We start from the raw sequence: 16,289 nt of genomic DNA, 5'->3' as shown, positions 1-16,289 counted from the left end.
CACCACGGACTGCGCGGAGGCGGACATGCGGCGGACGGACCCCGAGGGACACGGCCCCGTCCGCTACGGCCCGCCCCTCCCCGGCGACGGACTGCCCGTGCTACCCGGCCTCTCCGCCGTGCTCGCCGCAGCCGCGCACCGCGCCGGTGCCCAGCCCGTCGGCGGCGCCCCCGCGCTGCTGGAGGCCGCCTGCGGCTACTGGACCCGCCGCGGGCTGCTCTGCGCCCCCGACCAGGTGGCCGCCGGCCCCGGCGCTCCCGCACTCCTGCTCGCCCTCACCGCCGCCCTCTCCGGCGACGGCGGCGACGTCCTGGTACCGCGTCCTTGCGCCGCCTGGTGGGCGCCCTACGCCCGGGTGCTCGGCCGGCCCGTCTTCCACGTGCCCACGCCCGCCGAGAGCGGCGGCGTCCCCGACCCGTACGCCCTGCTGGAGACCGTCCGCCGGGTCCGCGCCGAGGGCGGCGACCCACGGCTGCTGGTGCTGTCCGTCGCCGACGACCCCACCGCCACCGTCGCCCCGCCCGAACTGCTGCACGAGACCGTCGAGGCCGCGACCGCCGAAGGGCTCCACCTGGTCAGCGACGAGACCTGGCGCGACACACTGCACGATCCGCACGGGACCGTGCTGCTCAGCCCCGCGGAGATGTGGCCCGACCGGGTCACCGTCGTCACCGACCTGGCCGGCGCCCTGCTGCCGCCCGGCTGGCCCGCCGCCATCGCCCGCTTCCCGGCCACCGAGGACGGACGGCGCCTCCACGCGCGCGTGCTCGACATCCTCACCGCGCTGGGCGCCCGCGTCGCCGCGCCCGTCGCCGCGGCCGCCGGACACGCCCTCGACGAACCCCCGCCCGTCACCGAGCGCCGCGAGGCCACCGTACGGCTGCACGCGCGCGTGGCCGCCGCCGCGCACACCGCGGCCGTGACCGCCGGCGCGCTCGCCCGCCCGCCGCAGGCCGGCCGCCACCTCTACGTCGACCTCGGCCCGTTGCGGGAGCCGCTGGCCGCGCGGGGGGTCGGCGACGCCCAGGAACTGGAGGACTTCCTCACCGCCCGGCTCGGCATGCCCGCGCCCGGGGGCCACCGCTTCGGCGACGACCTGGAGGCCCTGCGCGTGCGGCTCTCCACGGGACCGCTGCTGACCGGCACGGACGAGGAGCGCACGGAATGCCTCGCGTCCCCTGATCCGTTGGAACTGCCGCAGTTGCGAGGTGCGTTGAACTCCTTCAGGTCGGTCTTCGACGAACTCCGCGACGAAGCCCAGCGATGGGAGCCTCGATGACGCAGCAGACGGACGAGCCCGCCCCGGCCACGACGGCCACCGCCACGACGACCGGGGACGCCGTCGGACAGACGACCGCGGCGGCCGCCGCACGCGACATACCCGCCCCGCTCGCGCCCCCTTTCCCCCCGCCGGCCGAGCCCCGCCCCATCGGCGAACTCCGCGTCTGGCCGAGGACCTTCCACGACCGCCTCACCGCCCCCCTGCCGGGCCTGAAGGCCCTGGCCCGCTTCGCCCGCGAGGGCGCCGTACGCCCAGCCCCCGAAGGCCTCGCGGACATCCCCAGGCTTCCCTACGAACCCGCCCCGCTGCCCCGCGTCGACGCGCGCACGCTCGCCGTCACCTGGGCGGGACACGCCAGTTGGATCGTGCGCGTGGGCGGGCTGACCGTCCTCACCGACCCCGTGTGGTCCCGCCGCATCCTCGGCACCCCGGCCCGCGTCACCCCCGTCGGCGTCGCCTGGGACACCCTGCCCCCCATCGACGCCGTCGTCATCAGCCACAACCACTACGACCACCTCGACGCCCCCACCCTGCGCCGGCTCCCGCGCGACACACCCGTGTTCGCTCCCGCCGGGCTCGGCCGCTGGTTCCGCCGCCGCCGCTTCACCCGCGTCACCGAACTGGACTGGTGGGAGGGCGCCGAACTCTCCGGCGTACGGTTCGACTTCGTGCCGGCCCACCACTGGTCCAAGCGCACCCTCACCGACACCTGCCACAGCCTGTGGGGCGGCTGGATCCTCACGGCGCCCGACGGACAGCGCCTGTACTTCGCCGGCGACACCGGATACGGCCACTGGTTCTCCCGCATCGGCCGCCGTTACCCGGGCATCGACCTCGCCCTCATGCCCATCGGCGCCTACGACCCCCGCTGGTGGCTGAGCGACGTGCACTGCGACCCGGAGGAAGCGGTCCAGGCCACCCTCGACCTCGGCGCCCGCCGCATGGCCCCCATGCACTGGGGCACCTTCGTGCTCTCCGCCGAGCCGGTCCTGGAACCGCTCACACGGGCACGCGTGGCGTGGGAGAGGGCGGGGCTGGCGCGCGAAGACCTGTGGGACCTCCCGATCGGCGCCTCGAGGGTCCTCGACGGCGGCACCCGGTAGGGGGGCCGCTCGGCGGCCCCCACCGAGCTACCGGGCCAGACGCCGCACCACGCCCGGCACCGCGCTGACCACCACGGTCAGCGCGACCGCCGCGACCACGCCCTCCCACGGCTCCTTGAACAACGAGCCGCCCAGTATCCCGATCACCTGATACGTGACCGCCCAGGCCAGGCACGCGGGCAGGTTCCCCCGTGCGAACCTCCGCAACGGCCAGTCGGCGACCAGACAGGCCAGCATCACCGGTATCCGGCCGGCCGGCACCAGCCGGGACAGCACCAGCACCGCCACCCCGTGCCCGGCCAGCTTCTCCTGCGCCTGCGTCAGCCGCTCCTCCGGCGCCCGCGACCGGATCGCCTCCAGCCACCGCGAACCGTTCTTCGACCGCATCCCGCGCCGGCCCAGCCAGTACAGCGCCCCGTCCCCGAGGAACGCGGCGAGGGCCGCGGTGACGAACACCAGGGCCAGGGAGAACGGCGCCGTCTGGTGGAACGCCACCACCGCCGCCGAACTCACCAGCGCCCCGGTCGGCACCACCGGCACCAGCGCCCCGATCAGCACCAGCAGGAACAGCGACGGATAGCCGAGCGCCTGCCGGGCCGACTCCGTGGGCACCGTCGGCAGCGCGGCGACGGCGAGCGTCGCGGCGTGGGCAGGCCCGCTCACCGGGCCACCTCCAGCCGGACGCTCTCCCCGTGGCCGAGCCGGTGCACCGCCACCTGCGGCGCGGCCACGCCCGCCAGCCGCACGAACTCCTCGCCCGGCGCGTGGAACTCGTGCGGGCGCACCGCGTCCATGCCGACCGGCCAGTACGTCCCGTAGTGCACCGGCACCGCGGCACGCGGCTTCAGCAGGGTCAGCGCCCGCGCCGCCCGCCCCGCGTCCAGGTGCCCCTCGCCCAGGTACGGCCCCCAGCCGCCCACGGGGAGCAGTGCCACGTCCACCGGCCCCACCCGCTCGGCCATGGTGTCGAAGAGCCCGGTGTCCCCCGCGAAGTAGGTCCGTGCCTCGCCCTCCACGACGAAGCCGAGCGCGGGGGAGCGGTGCGGGCCCACCGGCAGCCGCCGCCCGTCGTGCAGTGCCGGCACCACCCGCACCAGCAGCTCTCCTATTCGCACCTCGTCCCCCGGAACCACCTCGGTGATCCGCAGGCCGCGCAGACGGCGCAGACCCGGTACCGCCCGTGGTGCGCCCCGTGGCACGAGCAGGCGCGTGGCCGGGGCCAGGCCGGCCAGCGAGGGCAGGTGGAGGTGGTCGGCGTGCAGATGGCTGACCAGTACGACGTCGGCACGGCGGGCCCCGGCGGGCGGCAGGGCGCCGCGCCGGCGCCGGAGATGGGCCAGCCGGCGGGCGAACAGGGGATCCGTGAGCACCCGTGTGTTCGCGTCCTGGACCGTGCAGGTGGCGTGACCCCACCAGGTGATCTCCACCGGCACCTTCTTCGCCTCCCTCACGCGACTCCCCGAAGCCTACGGGCAGGAGTAGGGTCGGCGGCGAAACCCGGAGGTGAGGGGGACGCCATGGGACAGCCGCGGGGTGTCTTCGGTGCGATCACGCGGGTGCGGGTGACCGCCATCGCGAGCCTGACACCTCTCGAGGAACTGGAGACCGACCCCTTCCTGGTGGATTCCCGCAGCCAGTACGCGATGTGCGCCCGCTGGGCGGCCGAGCACGGGTACGTGGTCGCCCGGGAACTCCTCGTCGGCGGCCTGCGTTTCGACCATTGCGCCCTGTGGGACGGGGTGCGGTCCGGCGTCGACGTCTTCGTCGCGCCCAGCCTGCGGGTGCTCGAGCGGGCCCTGTCCTCGGTGGAGGAGTTCACCGCCGAGTGCGCCCGCAGGGGCGTGCGCGTGGAGACGGTGGGGCGGGCCGAGCCCTCGTACGACGCGCAGATGAAGGCACGGGTGCACCGGCGCCTGTCGATGCCGACGGCCGGCTACGACGGGCGCTGAGCCGGCTGCGGCGGGCGCCGAACCATCACGACGGGCGACGAACCGGTCACGACGGCCGCTGAACCGGTCCCGACGGCGCCCGAACCGGCTGCGGCCGGCGCCGTCGCGCCCGGTGAACGGCCCGTGCCGGCCGTGCCCGGTATGACAAGGTGGAGCCCGGCCCGCTGGGGCGAGCAGGCGAGACGGGGGTTCCCCGCCGGACGGGCGGGGGAGGGCCGGGACGTGAGGTGTGCGGCGTGCGGAAGGTGCGGTGGCGGCGGTTCGCCAGTCAGGCCGGGCGGAGCATCGCCGTGTGGGCGGTCTCCACGACGACCATGCTGGTCCTCGCCGGGCTCCTGCCCGACTTCCAGCTCCAGTCCGCCGACGGCGACAGCGCCACCCGCATAGCCGTCACCGCCGCCTGCGGGGCCGGCGCCTTCGGCGTGCTGTCGGCCGTGGTCTGGCCGCTGCTGGTCCGGCTGCTGCTGCTCGTGCCGGCCTTCGTCCTCGGCCTGCTGGTCTTCTTCCTCAACGGCTCCCTGCTGCTGCTCGCCCTGCACATCAACCCCTCCGGACGCGGCGAGGCCGCCCCCGAGACCGCCGTCATCGTGGCCGCCGTGATGTCCGCCGTCGCCTCGGCCACCGGGGCGGCCCTGGCCGTACGCGACGACGAGACCTACCGTCGCCGCCTGCACCGGCTCGCCACCCGCACCCGCCGCGCGCACCCGCCCTGCCCGGCCGCCCCCGGCCTGGTCTGCGTCCAGCTCGACGGAGTCGGACACGACGTGCTCACGGACGCGGTCCGCAGGGGCCTGATGCCCACGGTCGCCCGCTGGCTGGCCGCCGCCGACGACATACGGCCGGTGGCCGGCGGACCGCCGCCGACCCACCGCCTCACCCCCTGGCGCACCGACTGGTCCAGCCAGACCGGCGCCAGCCAGCTCGGCATCCTGCACGGCAGCACCTTCGACGTGCCCGCCTTCCGCTGGTACGAGAAGGACCGGGGCGAGGTGATGGTCTGCAACCGGCCGACCAGCGCCGCCGAACTGCAGCGCCGCGCCATGGCGCACACCGGCGACGCGGGGCTGCTCGCCGTCGACGGCGCCAGCCGCGGCAACCTCTTCAGCGGCGGCGCCGGCGAGCAGGCGCTCGTGCTGTCCATCGCCGCCCGCCGCCGGGACCGCGGGAACCGGTCCCGAGCCGGCTACTTCGCCTACTTCTGCGACCCCGCCAACGCCGTGCGCACCGCCCTGTCCTTCGTCGCAGAGGTCACCCGCGAGATCGGCCAGTCGACCCGGGCCCGCGTCCGCAGGCAGCGCCCCCGCGTCGGCCGCGGCGGCCTCTACCCGTTCGTCCGCGCCTTCGCCACCGTCGTCGAACGCGACGTCGTCGTCGCCGCGGTGATGGGCGACATGCTCGCCGGCCGCACCGCCGTCTACGCCGACCTCGTCGCCTACGACGAGGTCGCCCACCACTCCGGGCCGCGCAGCCGGGACGCCGAGAAGGTGCTGGAGCGCCTCGACCGCTCGCTCGCCCTGCTCGAACGGGTCGCCGAACACGCCCCGCGCCCCTACCGGATCGTCGTCCTGTCCGACCACGGGCAGAGCCCCGGCGAGACCTTCCGCGCCCGCTACGGCCTCACCCTCGGCGACCTCGTCCGGGCCGGCTGCGGACTGCCCGTCCCCCGCCGGGCCGAACGCACCCACAGCGGCGCCGAGGCCCGCGCGGCCGTCCGGGCGGCCCTGCGCCGGCCGGTGGAGGAGAAGGGCGGCCATCACCGCCCCGCCCGCGACTCGGAGCCGATCGTGCTGGCCTCCGGCAACCTCGGCCTGGTCTCCTTCCCGGACGTGCCGCACCGCATGACCAGGGAGGAGCTCGACGCCCGTCACCCCGGCCTGCTCACCACCCTCGCCAACCACCCGGGCATCGGCTTCCTGCTCGTGCGCAGCGAACGGCACGGCGGCGTGGTGCTGGGGGCACACGGCGCCGAGGTCCCGGTGGCCGAGCTGGACGACGAGGACGGCCCGCTGGCCCGCTTCGGCCCCGGCGCGGCCGACGCCGTGCGCCGCACCCACTCCTTCCCGCACACCGCGGACATCATGGTGAACTCCGCCCACGACCCCGCCGACGGCGAAGTCCTCGCCTTCGAGGAGCAGATCGGCTCCCACGGCGGCCTCGGCGGCGCCCAGTCCCGCCCCTTCCTGCTGTCGCCCCTGGACCTGAGCGCGCCCGCCGGGGACGGGCAGACGCCGGCCGGCGCCGAGCACGTGCACCGCGTACTGCGCCGCTGGCTGGCCGAGTTGGAGGGGCCGCAGGTGCCCCTCGCCACGGACGCGCGGGAGGAACGGGCCGCCTGAGAAACGGATGCGCCTCGGCATGCGCCGGGCCCGGATGTGATCGGATAGGGGCAGAGGATCCCGGCGACGGGACAACACGCGAAAGGAACCACCGTGGCTACCACGCGCACCGCACACACCGTCTGGGAAGGCAACCTGCTCGAGGGCAACGGCGTCGTCACCTTCGACTCCTCCGGCATCGGCAGCCAGCCGGTGACGTGGGCCTCGCGCGCCCAGGACGCGAACGGCAGGACCAGCCCCGAGGAGCTGATCGCCGCCGCCCACTCCAGCTGCTTCTCCATGGCCCTCTCGCACGCCCTGGCCGGCGCCGGCACCCCGCCCACCCGGCTGGAGACCAACGCCGACGTCTCCTTCCAGCCGGGCGAGGGCATCACCGGCATCCACCTCACCGTGCGCGGCGAGGTGCCCGGCCTGGACGCGGAGGGCTTCGCCTCGGCCGCCGAGGACGCCAAGAAGAACTGCCCGGTCAGCCAGGCCCTGACCGGCACGAGCATCACCCTGACGGCCGAGCTGGCCTGACGCTCCCACGTCCCCGGATGCCGCGTCCCGCCCGGCCGGGCGCGAGGGGCGCGGCATCCCCGTTTCCTGGGCACTCGTGCGATTGACAGCGCCGTCCGCACGTCCTGTGCTGGGAGTGCCGGAGGCGCCCGGGCGGAAGGGGACGAACCATGGCACGTGCGGTCGGGATCGATCTCGGGACGACGAACTCGGTGGTGGCCGTCCTGGAGGGCGGGGAGCCCACGGTCGTCGCCAACGCGGAGGGTGCGCGGACCACACCGTCGGTGGTGGCGTTCGCCAAGAACGGCGAGGTGCTGGTCGGCGAGGTCGCCAAACGGCAGGCCGTGACCAACGTCGAGCGCACCGCCCGCTCGGTCAAGCGCCACATGGGCGACGCGGCCTGGCGCTTCCCCGAACACGGGGACATCGACGGCGCCCGCCTGCGTGCCCAGGAGCTGTCGGCGCGGGTGCTGCAGAAGCTCAAGCGGGACGCGGAGGCCTACCTGGGCGAGGACGTCACGGACGCGGTGATCACCGTGCCCGCGTACTTCGACGACTCCCAGCGGCAGGCGACCAAGGAGGCCGGGGAGATCGCCGGCCTGAAGGTGCTGCGGATCATCAACGAGCCGACGGCCGCGGCCCTCGCCTACGGCCTGGACCGGGGCGAGGAGCAGACCGTCCTCGTCTTCGACCTGGGCGGCGGCACCTTCGACGTGTCGCTGCTGGAGATCGGCGAGGGCGTCATCGAGGTGAAGGCCACCAACGGCGACACCCGCCTCGGCGGCGACGACTGGGACCAGCGGATCGTGGAGCACCTGGTCAAACGCTTCAAGGGGCAGTACGGCATCGACCTCGGGGCCGACAAGATGGCGGTGCAGCGGCTGCGGGAGGCCGCCGAGAAGGCCAAGATCGAGCTGTCCTCCTCCTCGGAGACCTCGATCAACCTGCCGTACATCACCGCCTCCGCCGAGGGCCCGCTGCACCTGGAGGAGAAGCTGACCCGGGCGCAGTTCCAGGAGCTGACCGCCGACCTGCTGGACCGCTGCAAGACCCCCTTCCACCAGGCGGTGCGGGACGCCCGGGTGGAACTGTCCGCGATCGACCACGTCATCCTGGTCGGCGGCTCCACGCGGATGCCCGCCGTCACCGACCTGGTCAGGGACCTCACCGGCAAGGACCCGCACAAGGGCGTCAACCCCGACGAGGTCGTCGCCGTCGGCGCTGCCCTCCAGGCCGGCGTCATCCGCGGCGACGTCAAGGACGTGCTGCTCCTCGACGTCACCCCGCTGTCCCTCGGCATCGAGACCAAGGGCGGCATCATGACCAAGCTGATCGAGCGCAACACCACGATCCCGACCCGCCGTTCGGAGATCTTCACCACCGCCGCCGACAACCAGCCCTCGGTCGGGATCCAGGTCTACCAGGGCGAACGCGAGATCGCCGCGTACAACAAGAAGCTCGGCGTCTTCGACCTCACCGGGCTGCCGCCCGCCCCGCGCGGCGTCCCGCAGATCGAGGTGGCCTTCGACATCGACGCCAACGGCATCATGCACGTCTCCGCCAAGGACCTCGCGACCGGCCGCGAGCAGAAGATGACGGTCACCGGCGGCTCCGCCCTGCCCAAGGACGACATCGACCGCATGATGCGGGAGGCGGAACAGTACGCCGAGGAGGACCGCAACCGCCGCGAGGCCGCCGAGACCCGGAACCAGGCCGAGCAACTCGTCTACCAGACCGAGAAGTTCCTCGCCGACAACAGCGACCGCGTGCCCGCCGCCACCCGCGGCGAGGTCGAGGAGGCGATCACGGGCCTCAAGACCCTGCTGGAACAGAACGCGGACACCGCCGCCCTGCGCGCGGGCGTCGACCGGCTCGCCGGTGTCAGCCAGAAGATGGGCCAGGCCATGTACGAGGCCGCCGCGTCCGGCGGCGACGCCGGGCAGCCGGGCGCCGGGCAGCCGGGCGCCGCCGAACACGGCGCCGCCGCCGAGGAGGAGGGCGTGGTCGACGCGGAGATCGTCGACGACGACCGGGACGCGAAGGGAGGCGCGGCCTGACCGGGGAGGTACGCGGCCCGAGGCCCCCGGCCGCGGCGGTCAGAGCACTTCGCGGTGTTCCCGCAGCACCTTCAGCGTCCGCTGGGCGGAGGCCGCGAAGGCCGTCATGCGGTCCAGCACCTCCAGATGGGCGGCGACCTCCCGGCGCGCGTCCAGATAGAGCGCGCCGGTGAGGTACTCGGTGAAGACCATGTCCGGCAGCTCCGGTTCGGCGAACCGGAACAGCGTGAACGGCGCGTACGTCCCCGGATGCGGGCCCGCCGCGAACTCGGCGATCTGCAGCGTGACCCGGTCCCGTTCCGCGTACTCCAGCAGCCGGTCCAGCTGGTCCCGCATGACCTCCGGCCGCACGCTCACCGGGCGCCTGAGGACCGTCTCGTCCATGATCACCCACAGGTGCGGCGGATCGTCCCGCTCCAGCAGCCGCTGGCGTTCCATGCGCAGTGACACGTGCCGCTCGATCGTCTCCGGCCTGGTCTGCCCGATCGTGCCGGCCTCCATCACCGCCCGCGCGTACGCCTCGCTCTGCAGCAGGCCGGGCACGAAGTGCGGCTCGTAGGAGCGGATGACCCGGGCGGCGCCCTCCAGGCTGACGTACAGGCTGAACCAGTCCGGCAGCACGTCGTGGAACCGCTGCCACCAGCCCGGCTGGTTGGCGTCCTCGGCGAGCCGTACGAACACGGCCGCCTCGTGCCCGGGCACCCCGTAGGCGGACAGCAGCACCTGCACGTACGGGATCTTCAGGGCGACCTCGGCCATCTCCATGCGCCGTACGGTCGCCGACGCCACCCGCAGCACCCGGGCGGCCTCCTCGCGGCTCAGCCCGGCCGCCTCCCGCAGCTCCTGCAGCCGCTTGCCGAGCACCACCTGGCCGACGGTGGGCGCGGCCCGCCGCTCACTCACGCCACGCCCTCCCTACGCGCCGAAGTACGCGGGCAGTCTGCCACGGGACGCCGCCGCGCACACGAGGCCGGCACCGGCCGGAGACACGGGCACGGGTGACGGTCGGTCAGCCGAGCAGTGTGTGCAGGTACTTGGTGGTCGCGGCGTCCGCCGGCAGGAACGTCTCGATGGCGAGTTCGGCGACCGTGACGTCCATCGGGGTGTTGAAGGTGGAGATGGACGACACGAAGGACAGGATCCGGCCCTCGTGCTCGATCCGCATGGGCAGCGCGAAGTAGGGCACCGGCTCCTCGGGTTCGTCGCCGGGCGCGTCCGCGGGCACCGGGTAGGCCGACACCTCCTCGTACAGGGCGCGGAGCCGGTCGGAGCGCTGCAGGGCGATGTCCCGCTCCATCTGCGCCAGCAGGTGCCCGCGCCACTCGCGCAGGTTGCGGATGCGCGGCGCCAGCCCCTCCGGGTGCAGGGTCAGCCGCATCGCGTTCGGTGCCGGTGTCATCAGCTTCTCGGGCACGCCCTCCAGGAGCATCGCGATGCCCCGGTTCGCGGCGACGACCGTGTAACCGGCGTCCACCACCAGCGCGGGGTAGGGCTCGTAGCCCTGGATGAGGCGTTCCATGCCGTCGCGCAGCCCGTCCAGTGCCGGGTCGTTCAGCGGCGTCTCCGGGAATCGGGGCGCGTAACCGGCCGCCAGCAGCAGGGCGTTGCGCTCGCGCACCGGCACGTCCAGGTGCTCTGCGAGCCGCAGCACCATCTCCTCGCTGGGCCGGGACCGGCCGGTCTCGATGAAGCTGATGTGCCGGGCGGAGGAGTCGGCGCGCAGGGCGAGTTCCAGCTGTGAGATCCGGCGCCGCTCCCGCCAGGCGCGCAGGTGCGGGCCGACCCCCTTGTCGGTGACGGCGGCGGACGTGGATACGGGAGGACCGGACGCGACAATGGTCATACGGACGACCCTAATCGACACGGGTACGGGTGATCGAGGTCCGCACGCGTGATCCGGCCGCCTCCCGCGGGCACGGCCGACGCGTCGGCGGAGTGCGCTCGCCCCGGGCGTGGCAGGCTGAGCACGTACCGCCTTCCACTGGGGCCACCCCACCGCCACGAAGGGAGACCGGCCATGGCCGTCGAACCGCTGTCCCAGAAGGAGATCGAGGACCGGCTGGCCGAACTGCCCGGCTGGTCGGTGGACGGCGACCGGCTCACCCGCTCCTACCGGCTCGGCTCGCATTTCGCGGCGGCGGCGCTCGTCGTCCACATCGCAGGCATCCAGGACGAGCTGGACCACCACTCCGACCTCACCCTCGGCTACCACACCGTCTCCTTCAGCGTGCACACCCACAGCGCGGGCGGCGCCCTCACCGAGAAGGACTTCGCGCTCGCCCGCAGGGTGGAGGACATCGCCCCGGGCCACGGCGCACACTGAGCGGCGTGCTCGACTACGAAGAAGAAGCCACCCGTTACGACGCCTCGCGCGGCGGCGAAGACCGCGCCGGAGCCGCCGCGCAGGCCCTCCTCGGCCTGATACCCGACACCCCGGGCCACCTCCTCGACGTCGCCTGCGGCACCGGGATCGTCACCCGCCGGCTCGCCGCCGCCCGCCCCGGCCTGCGGGTGACGGGCGCCGACCTCGCCTCCGCCATGGTCCGCATGGCCGCGGCGCGGCTGCCCGGCGCGGTCGTGCGGGCCGACAGCCACCGGCTGCCCTTCCGCACCGGCAGCGTCGACGCCGTCACCACCGTCTGGCTGCTGCACCTGCTGCGGGACCCCGAGGACGTGCGCGCGGTCGTCGCCGAGTGCGCCCGGGTGCTGCGGCCCGGCGGGGTCTACGTCACCACCGTCGACAAGGCCGCGGCCCACGACGTCGGCAGCGACATCGACGCCGTCCTCGCCTCCCGCCCGCACCGCCCCGCCGCGGACGCCGCCGGCACCGTCACCGCGCACGCCGCCCGGCACGGCCTCCGGCCCGTGGGCCACGCCTCCTTCACCGGCGCCGGGCAGGGCCGCAGCCCCCGTGCCACCATCGCCGACCTGCGACGCGGCTGGTTCACCCTGCTGCCGCCGGGCGAGCCGCGCACCGAGGAGTTCGCCGCGCGCCTGGCCCGCCTCCCGGACCAGGACCGCCGCCGCGCGGACCCGCGCTTCAGCCTGCGCGCCTTCCGGAAACCGTGACCCCCTGACCGGTGTGGACACGGTTTCATCACGGGGGGTTCACATTCCGCTTGATGAAAGGAGATCATTCAATAGTCAACAACCTGTCCTAGAGGGGACCATGAGCACCGACTTCACACCACCGCCCATGCCGGGTCACGGACCGGCGGTTCCCCCGCCCGTGCCCCCGGGGAAATCCCGTACAGCCGTGATCGCCGTGGCGGCAGCCGCCGCGGCGGCCGTGGTGTCGGCGCTGGTCACGGCGGGCGTCACCGGAGGCGCCGAGGCCAAGCCGGCGCCCACCGTGACGGTCACGAAGACCGCCGCAGCGGACGACGAGGACGTCACCCCGGCCGACGACGAGTCCACGCCGGCCCCCGAGACGAGCGACGACGGGATATACGCTCTCGACGACACCGTCGTATACGACGATTCGGACGTCGAGGTCGGCCTCTCGGGATTCAAGCGGGCGGTGACCGGCGAGTTCGGCGAGCCCGAGAACGCGTCCTACCTCGGGTTCACCATCAAGCTCAAGAACGCCGGCAGCAAGACCTTCGACCCGACCGCCCTCACCGTCAACTGCTCCTACGGCCGGGACGGCAAGAGCAGTGAGGCGGTCTTCGACTCCGACGCGGGTCTGGAGGGCGGCCCCGAGACCAGGCTTCTCGCCGGCCGCTCCCTCAACGTGCCCTGGGGCTGCGAGCTCCCGAAGGGCGAGAAGCTCATCCAGATCGAGGTCACCCCGGACTTCGATTCGGAGGCGTCGGTCTTCACCGGAAAGGTCAGGTAACGGGCCCGGAGGCACCGGCGGGCCCGGAGGCACCGGCGGGCCCGGAGGCACCGGCGGGCCCGGAGCACCGGCGGCCGGCGCCAGGACGGCCGTGAGGATGCGGGTTCTGCGCACGGTGGGGTCCCCTCCGGTGCGTGGGGGAGGGAAAGGCGCGACGGCCGGGCGGCCCCCTGTGCGGGAGGGGGACCACCCGGCCGGGTGACCCCGTCGCCCTGTGACGGGGTCGTGTACGCGGAGCGCCGGCGGGGACTATTCGAGAAGCTCCGCGTACGAGCCCATGGCCAGGGCGATGTCCGCCTGGGCCCAGAAGCGGTGGTACGTGAAGACGGGCGCGGCGCCGCCCTTGAGGTAGGCCTCGATCTTCGACCAGGCCGGGTCGTTCTTGTAGAAGGACCGGATCGAGGAGAAGGTCGAGGAGGAGTCGATCGCGTCGCCGTTCGGCATGGTGCCGGTCCAGCCGCTGGGCACGTACAGGCTGTCGCCGAACCGGCTGTAGTCGCTGCGGGTCTCGGGGACGGCGATGCCCAGGCTGTCCTGGTGGTTGCCCCACATGCCGTCCAGCAGCGCCTTGGCGGTCGACTTGGCGTCGGCGTCACCGGACCTGGCGGCGTAGTAGGTGAGGGTCTTGGCGTACGCGGCCGCCACGCCGACGTCGTCGGTGTAGTCGGCGACCGTCACGTGGAGTCCGCCGTTGGAGCCGGGACTCGACGCGTTCCAGGTGTCCGGCTGGCCCGACCACTGCAGGGTGGAGGGGATCCGGTAGGTGCCGTCCGGGTTGACCGTGGTCTTGGACAGCGCCCACTTCACCCACTTGCCCAGGACCGCCTTCGCCGTGGCGTTCCCGGTCTGCTGGTAGTACTCGGCGACCCGCTCCATGGACCAGGCCTGGAACCCGAACCACTGGTTGGACGGCGGGTCGTGGTAGACGGGCTGCCAGTCGTAGTACATGCCGTAGAAGGTCGGCGTGCCCGCCGGCGCGGCCGCGTACCGGCCCTGCCAGCTGTTGGTCGCGCCGCCCGCGATCGCGCCCTCGGAGGACTGCAGCCACTGGTAGAACTCCAGCTGGCGCTGCAGCGACTTGCCCCAGTCGCTCGCACCGGTCGCCGACTTGGGCTTGAGGTCGGCGTAGGAGCTGAGCGCGTAGGCGGCGAGGGGGTTCTGGTAGCCGCCGTGGACATGGCTGGAGCCGATGCGCCAGGCCCAGCCGGCGGAGGTGTCGGTGGCGCCGCCCCAGGCGTAGTACCAGGACAGCAGGTAGTGCGAGGCGTCCTTGCCGGTGCCGGCCGCGCAGGACGTGGGCCCGACGCAGTTGCCGATCTTCTTGAAGTACTTGTCGTACATGGCGTAGCGCAGGTAGTCGCCCATCTTCGCCGCCTTGGCGACCGTCGCGGAGACGTCACCGCCCTTGCCCTGGGCCTTCGCCCACACGTCCGCCCAGTACGCGGCCTGCACCGCGCGCGAGTCGGCGTCCGGGGCGTCCGTGTACTTCCACTGCCTGGCGTAGGAGGAGTCGCCGGTGAACAGGTCCAGATAGCCGTTCCTGCCGCCGTACTTGAAGGCGTCGCAGGTCGGCTGCGGGACGGTCTCCCAGACCGACTCCTGGGCGCCGCGCTGGAAGGTGTTGATGTACGAGGGACCGGTGGCCGTCGGGCCCGCCTCGCACCTGCCCGGCTCGTTGCCGTAGCCGTACACGTTGTCGACGTCCTGGATCCAGTGCATGCCGTAGACGTCGTCCGTGCCGTACGCGCTCTTCAGCTCTCCGGCGATCGGGTCCGGTCCCACCGGCACGCCCGTGTCCAGCTTCGCCGGGTACTCGTTCGGCGTGTCCAGCTCGGGCGCGTACGTCGCCGGCTTCGAGGCGTTGTAGGAGGAGTTCGTCGGCTGGTCGGCGTGCGTGGGGATCATGTACTTCTCCATGACGTCCCAGGCGCCGTTGAACTTGGACCAGTCCCCGGTGACCTTGCCGTACATCGCCTGCAGCCAGATGAGGTAGCTGTACGCCTCGGACGTGGTCTCGTGACCGTAGTCCGGCGCCTCGACGATCAGCGTCTCCACCGAGTGGTACGGGATGCCCTCGGGGGAGAAGTAGCCGTTGGCCGGGTTGGTGATCTTCCCGTACAGGTCCAGGAAGCGGGCGTCGTACGCCTTGGACGCGGCCAGCTCCGTCACCGTGACCACGGCCTTGCTGTGGCCGGTCGCCGAGGCGGTGAAGGTGGCGCTGCCGGTGCCGGAGGAGTCGGCGGAGACGGTCACCTTCTGCGCCGTGTTCCAGTTGGACGGCGTGAAGGTCAGCGAGGAGCCGCCGGTGACCGACAGGCCCGTGTTGCCGCCCGTGCGGGCGACGTCCACCGTCACGTTCGCGCTCGGCCGCGTCGACAGCTTGACGTCGAAGGTGCCGGACTTGCCCTGCTGCAAGCCCAGTTGGGTGGGGGAGGCCACCACGGCCGGCCCGGAGGCGACGGTGATGCCGACCGGCGTGGACTCCGCGGAAGCGCCCAGGCTGTCGTACGCCTTCGCCAGCAAAGAATGACTGCCCACGGTCAAACTTGAGGCGGAGAGCGAGTACGGGGCGCTCGTGTCCGTTCCCAGCAGCGTGGTGTCGTCGTAGAACTCCACCTTGCTGACGGTCGCGCCGTCGGCCGCCGCCGCGGTCGCCGCGAGCGGGACGGCGTCCCCCTGCGAGTAGACCGCGCCCGCCGCGGGGCTGGTCAGCACGGTGACCGGCGGCTGGTGCGCGCCGGCGCAGGTGGTGCCGTTGACCGCGAAGGAGGCCGGTGCGGCGTTGCTGCCGCTGTAGGTGAACTGGGCGCCCGTGGAGACCGCGGCGCCCGCGGCGATCGTGCCGTTGTACGAGGCGTTCCTCACGGTGACCGTCTGACCGGACTGGGACCAGCTGCCGTTCCAGCCGTTGGTCAGCTTCTGGTTGCCCGTGTAGCCGTACGTCAGCGTCCAGCCGTCGATCGCGGTGGACGCGCGGTTGGTGAGGGTGAGGTCGGCGGTGAAGCCCGAGCCCCAGTCGTTGGTCTTGTAGTCGACGCTGCACTGGACGGCCGCCGCGTGCGCGGTCGTCGTGCCGGTCGCGAGCATCGTCAGGGGCAGGGCGAGCGCGGCCAGGGTGGCGGTCCACCATCGCCGAGCGGCGCTGCGCCTGCGTCCGGGATCCATGGTGCTGGTTCCTCCTTGCGGCTGCGGCTCGGGAGAAGTCAAGGCTTGAACCAGTGGGAGC

General features: G+C 73.4%; 14 protein-coding genes. 9 read left to right on the top strand and 5 right to left on the bottom strand.

The features are described from left to right. Positions 1-25 precede the first annotated feature (25 nt). Positions 26-1,279: an aminotransferase class I/II-fold pyridoxal phosphate-dependent enzyme gene (locus tag IE177_RS28085; RefSeq protein WP_190018244.1), complete on the top strand. Its 1,254-nt coding sequence runs from the start codon at positions 26-28 to the stop codon at positions 1,277-1,279. Further along, entirely contained in the window at positions 1,276-2,385 is a 1,110-nt protein-coding gene (locus IE177_RS28080) for an MBL fold metallo-hydrolase (protein WP_190018243.1), read from the top strand. The genes IE177_RS28085 and IE177_RS28080 overlap by 4 nt, the downstream gene beginning before the upstream one ends. A gap of 27 nt (positions 2,386-2,412) precedes the next feature. Here IE177_RS28080 and IE177_RS28075 read toward each other — a convergent pair whose 3' ends face one another. Together IE177_RS28075 and IE177_RS28070 are read right to left on the bottom strand one after the other, a co-directional pair. Next, the gene (locus IE177_RS28075; RefSeq protein WP_190018242.1) at positions 2,413-3,048 is read right to left on the bottom strand and encodes a DedA family protein; all 636 of its coding nucleotides are present in this window, start codon (positions 3,046-3,048) and stop codon (positions 2,413-2,415) included. Continuing rightward, positions 3,045-3,818, bottom strand: a complete 774-nt coding sequence (locus IE177_RS28070) for an MBL fold metallo-hydrolase (protein WP_190018309.1) — start codon at positions 3,816-3,818, stop codon at positions 3,045-3,047. Before IE177_RS28070 ends, IE177_RS28075 begins: the two co-directional genes overlap by 4 nt. Positions 3,819-3,902: 84 nt before the next feature. Between IE177_RS28070 and IE177_RS28065 the strand changes: the two genes are divergently transcribed. The 4 genes from IE177_RS28065 to dnaK all read left to right on the top strand — a co-directional run bounded on the left by IE177_RS28065 (position 3,903) and on the right by dnaK (position 9,225). Beyond that, positions 3,903-4,334, top strand: a complete 432-nt coding sequence (locus IE177_RS28065) for a hypothetical protein (RefSeq protein WP_229816313.1) — start codon at positions 3,903-3,905, stop codon at positions 4,332-4,334. A gap of 236 nt (positions 4,335-4,570) precedes the next feature. Continuing rightward, entirely contained in the window at positions 4,571-6,670 is a 2,100-nt protein-coding gene (locus tag IE177_RS28060) for a phage holin family protein (protein ID WP_190018241.1), read from the top strand. A 93-nt stretch (positions 6,671-6,763) separates the two neighbouring features. Beyond that, positions 6,764-7,189: an OsmC family protein gene (locus IE177_RS28055; RefSeq protein WP_190018240.1), complete on the top strand. Its 426-nt coding sequence runs from the start codon at positions 6,764-6,766 to the stop codon at positions 7,187-7,189. 149 nt (positions 7,190-7,338) lie between these two features. Then, entirely contained in the window at positions 7,339-9,225 is a 1,887-nt protein-coding gene (gene dnaK / locus IE177_RS28050) for a molecular chaperone DnaK (RefSeq protein WP_190018239.1), read from the top strand. A 39-nt stretch (positions 9,226-9,264) separates the two neighbouring features. Here dnaK and IE177_RS28045 read toward each other — a convergent pair whose 3' ends face one another. Both IE177_RS28045 and IE177_RS28040 read right to left on the bottom strand, forming a co-directional pair. Next, positions 9,265-10,128, bottom strand: a complete 864-nt coding sequence (locus IE177_RS28045) for a Sco1979 family transcriptional regulator (RefSeq protein WP_190018238.1) — start codon at positions 10,126-10,128, stop codon at positions 9,265-9,267. Positions 10,129-10,234: 106 nt separating this feature from the next. Continuing rightward, positions 10,235-11,068, bottom strand: a complete 834-nt coding sequence (locus tag IE177_RS28040; RefSeq protein ID WP_190018237.1) for a helix-turn-helix domain-containing protein — start codon at positions 11,066-11,068, stop codon at positions 10,235-10,237. 174 nt (positions 11,069-11,242) lie between these two features. Here IE177_RS28040 and IE177_RS28035 point away from each other — a divergent pair, with 174 nt between their 5' ends. The 3 genes from IE177_RS28035 to IE177_RS28025 all read left to right on the top strand — a co-directional run bounded on the left by IE177_RS28035 (position 11,243) and on the right by IE177_RS28025 (position 13,063). After that, positions 11,243-11,548: a 4a-hydroxytetrahydrobiopterin dehydratase gene (locus IE177_RS28035; RefSeq protein ID WP_190018236.1), complete on the top strand. Its 306-nt coding sequence runs from the start codon at positions 11,243-11,245 to the stop codon at positions 11,546-11,548. Positions 11,549-11,553: 5 nt separating this feature from the next. Continuing rightward, positions 11,554-12,294, top strand: a complete 741-nt coding sequence (locus IE177_RS28030; protein WP_190018235.1) for a class I SAM-dependent methyltransferase — start codon at positions 11,554-11,556, stop codon at positions 12,292-12,294. Positions 12,295-12,481: 187 nt separating this feature from the next. After that, the gene (locus IE177_RS28025) at positions 12,482-13,063 is read left to right on the top strand and encodes a hypothetical protein (RefSeq protein WP_229816312.1); all 582 of its coding nucleotides are present in this window, start codon (positions 12,482-12,484) and stop codon (positions 13,061-13,063) included. 249 nt (positions 13,064-13,312) lie between these two features. Here the strand turns inward: IE177_RS28025 and IE177_RS28020 are convergent, their stop codons facing one another. Continuing rightward, positions 13,313-16,228 carry a glycoside hydrolase family 48 protein gene (locus IE177_RS28020; protein ID WP_190018233.1) on the bottom strand — a complete coding sequence of 972 codons (2,916 nt, stop codon included), beginning with the start codon at positions 16,226-16,228 and terminating at the stop codon, positions 13,313-13,315. Between the last annotated feature and the right edge of the window lie 61 nt (positions 16,229-16,289).

It is taken from the genome of Streptomyces lucensis JCM 4490 (genome assembly GCF_014650035.1).
GTDB lineage: Bacteria > Actinomycetota > Actinomycetes > Streptomycetales > Streptomycetaceae > Streptomyces > Streptomyces lucensis.
The sequence above is the reverse complement of the archived record's forward strand: the minus strand, read 5'-3'. Positions and strand labels throughout refer to the sequence as shown.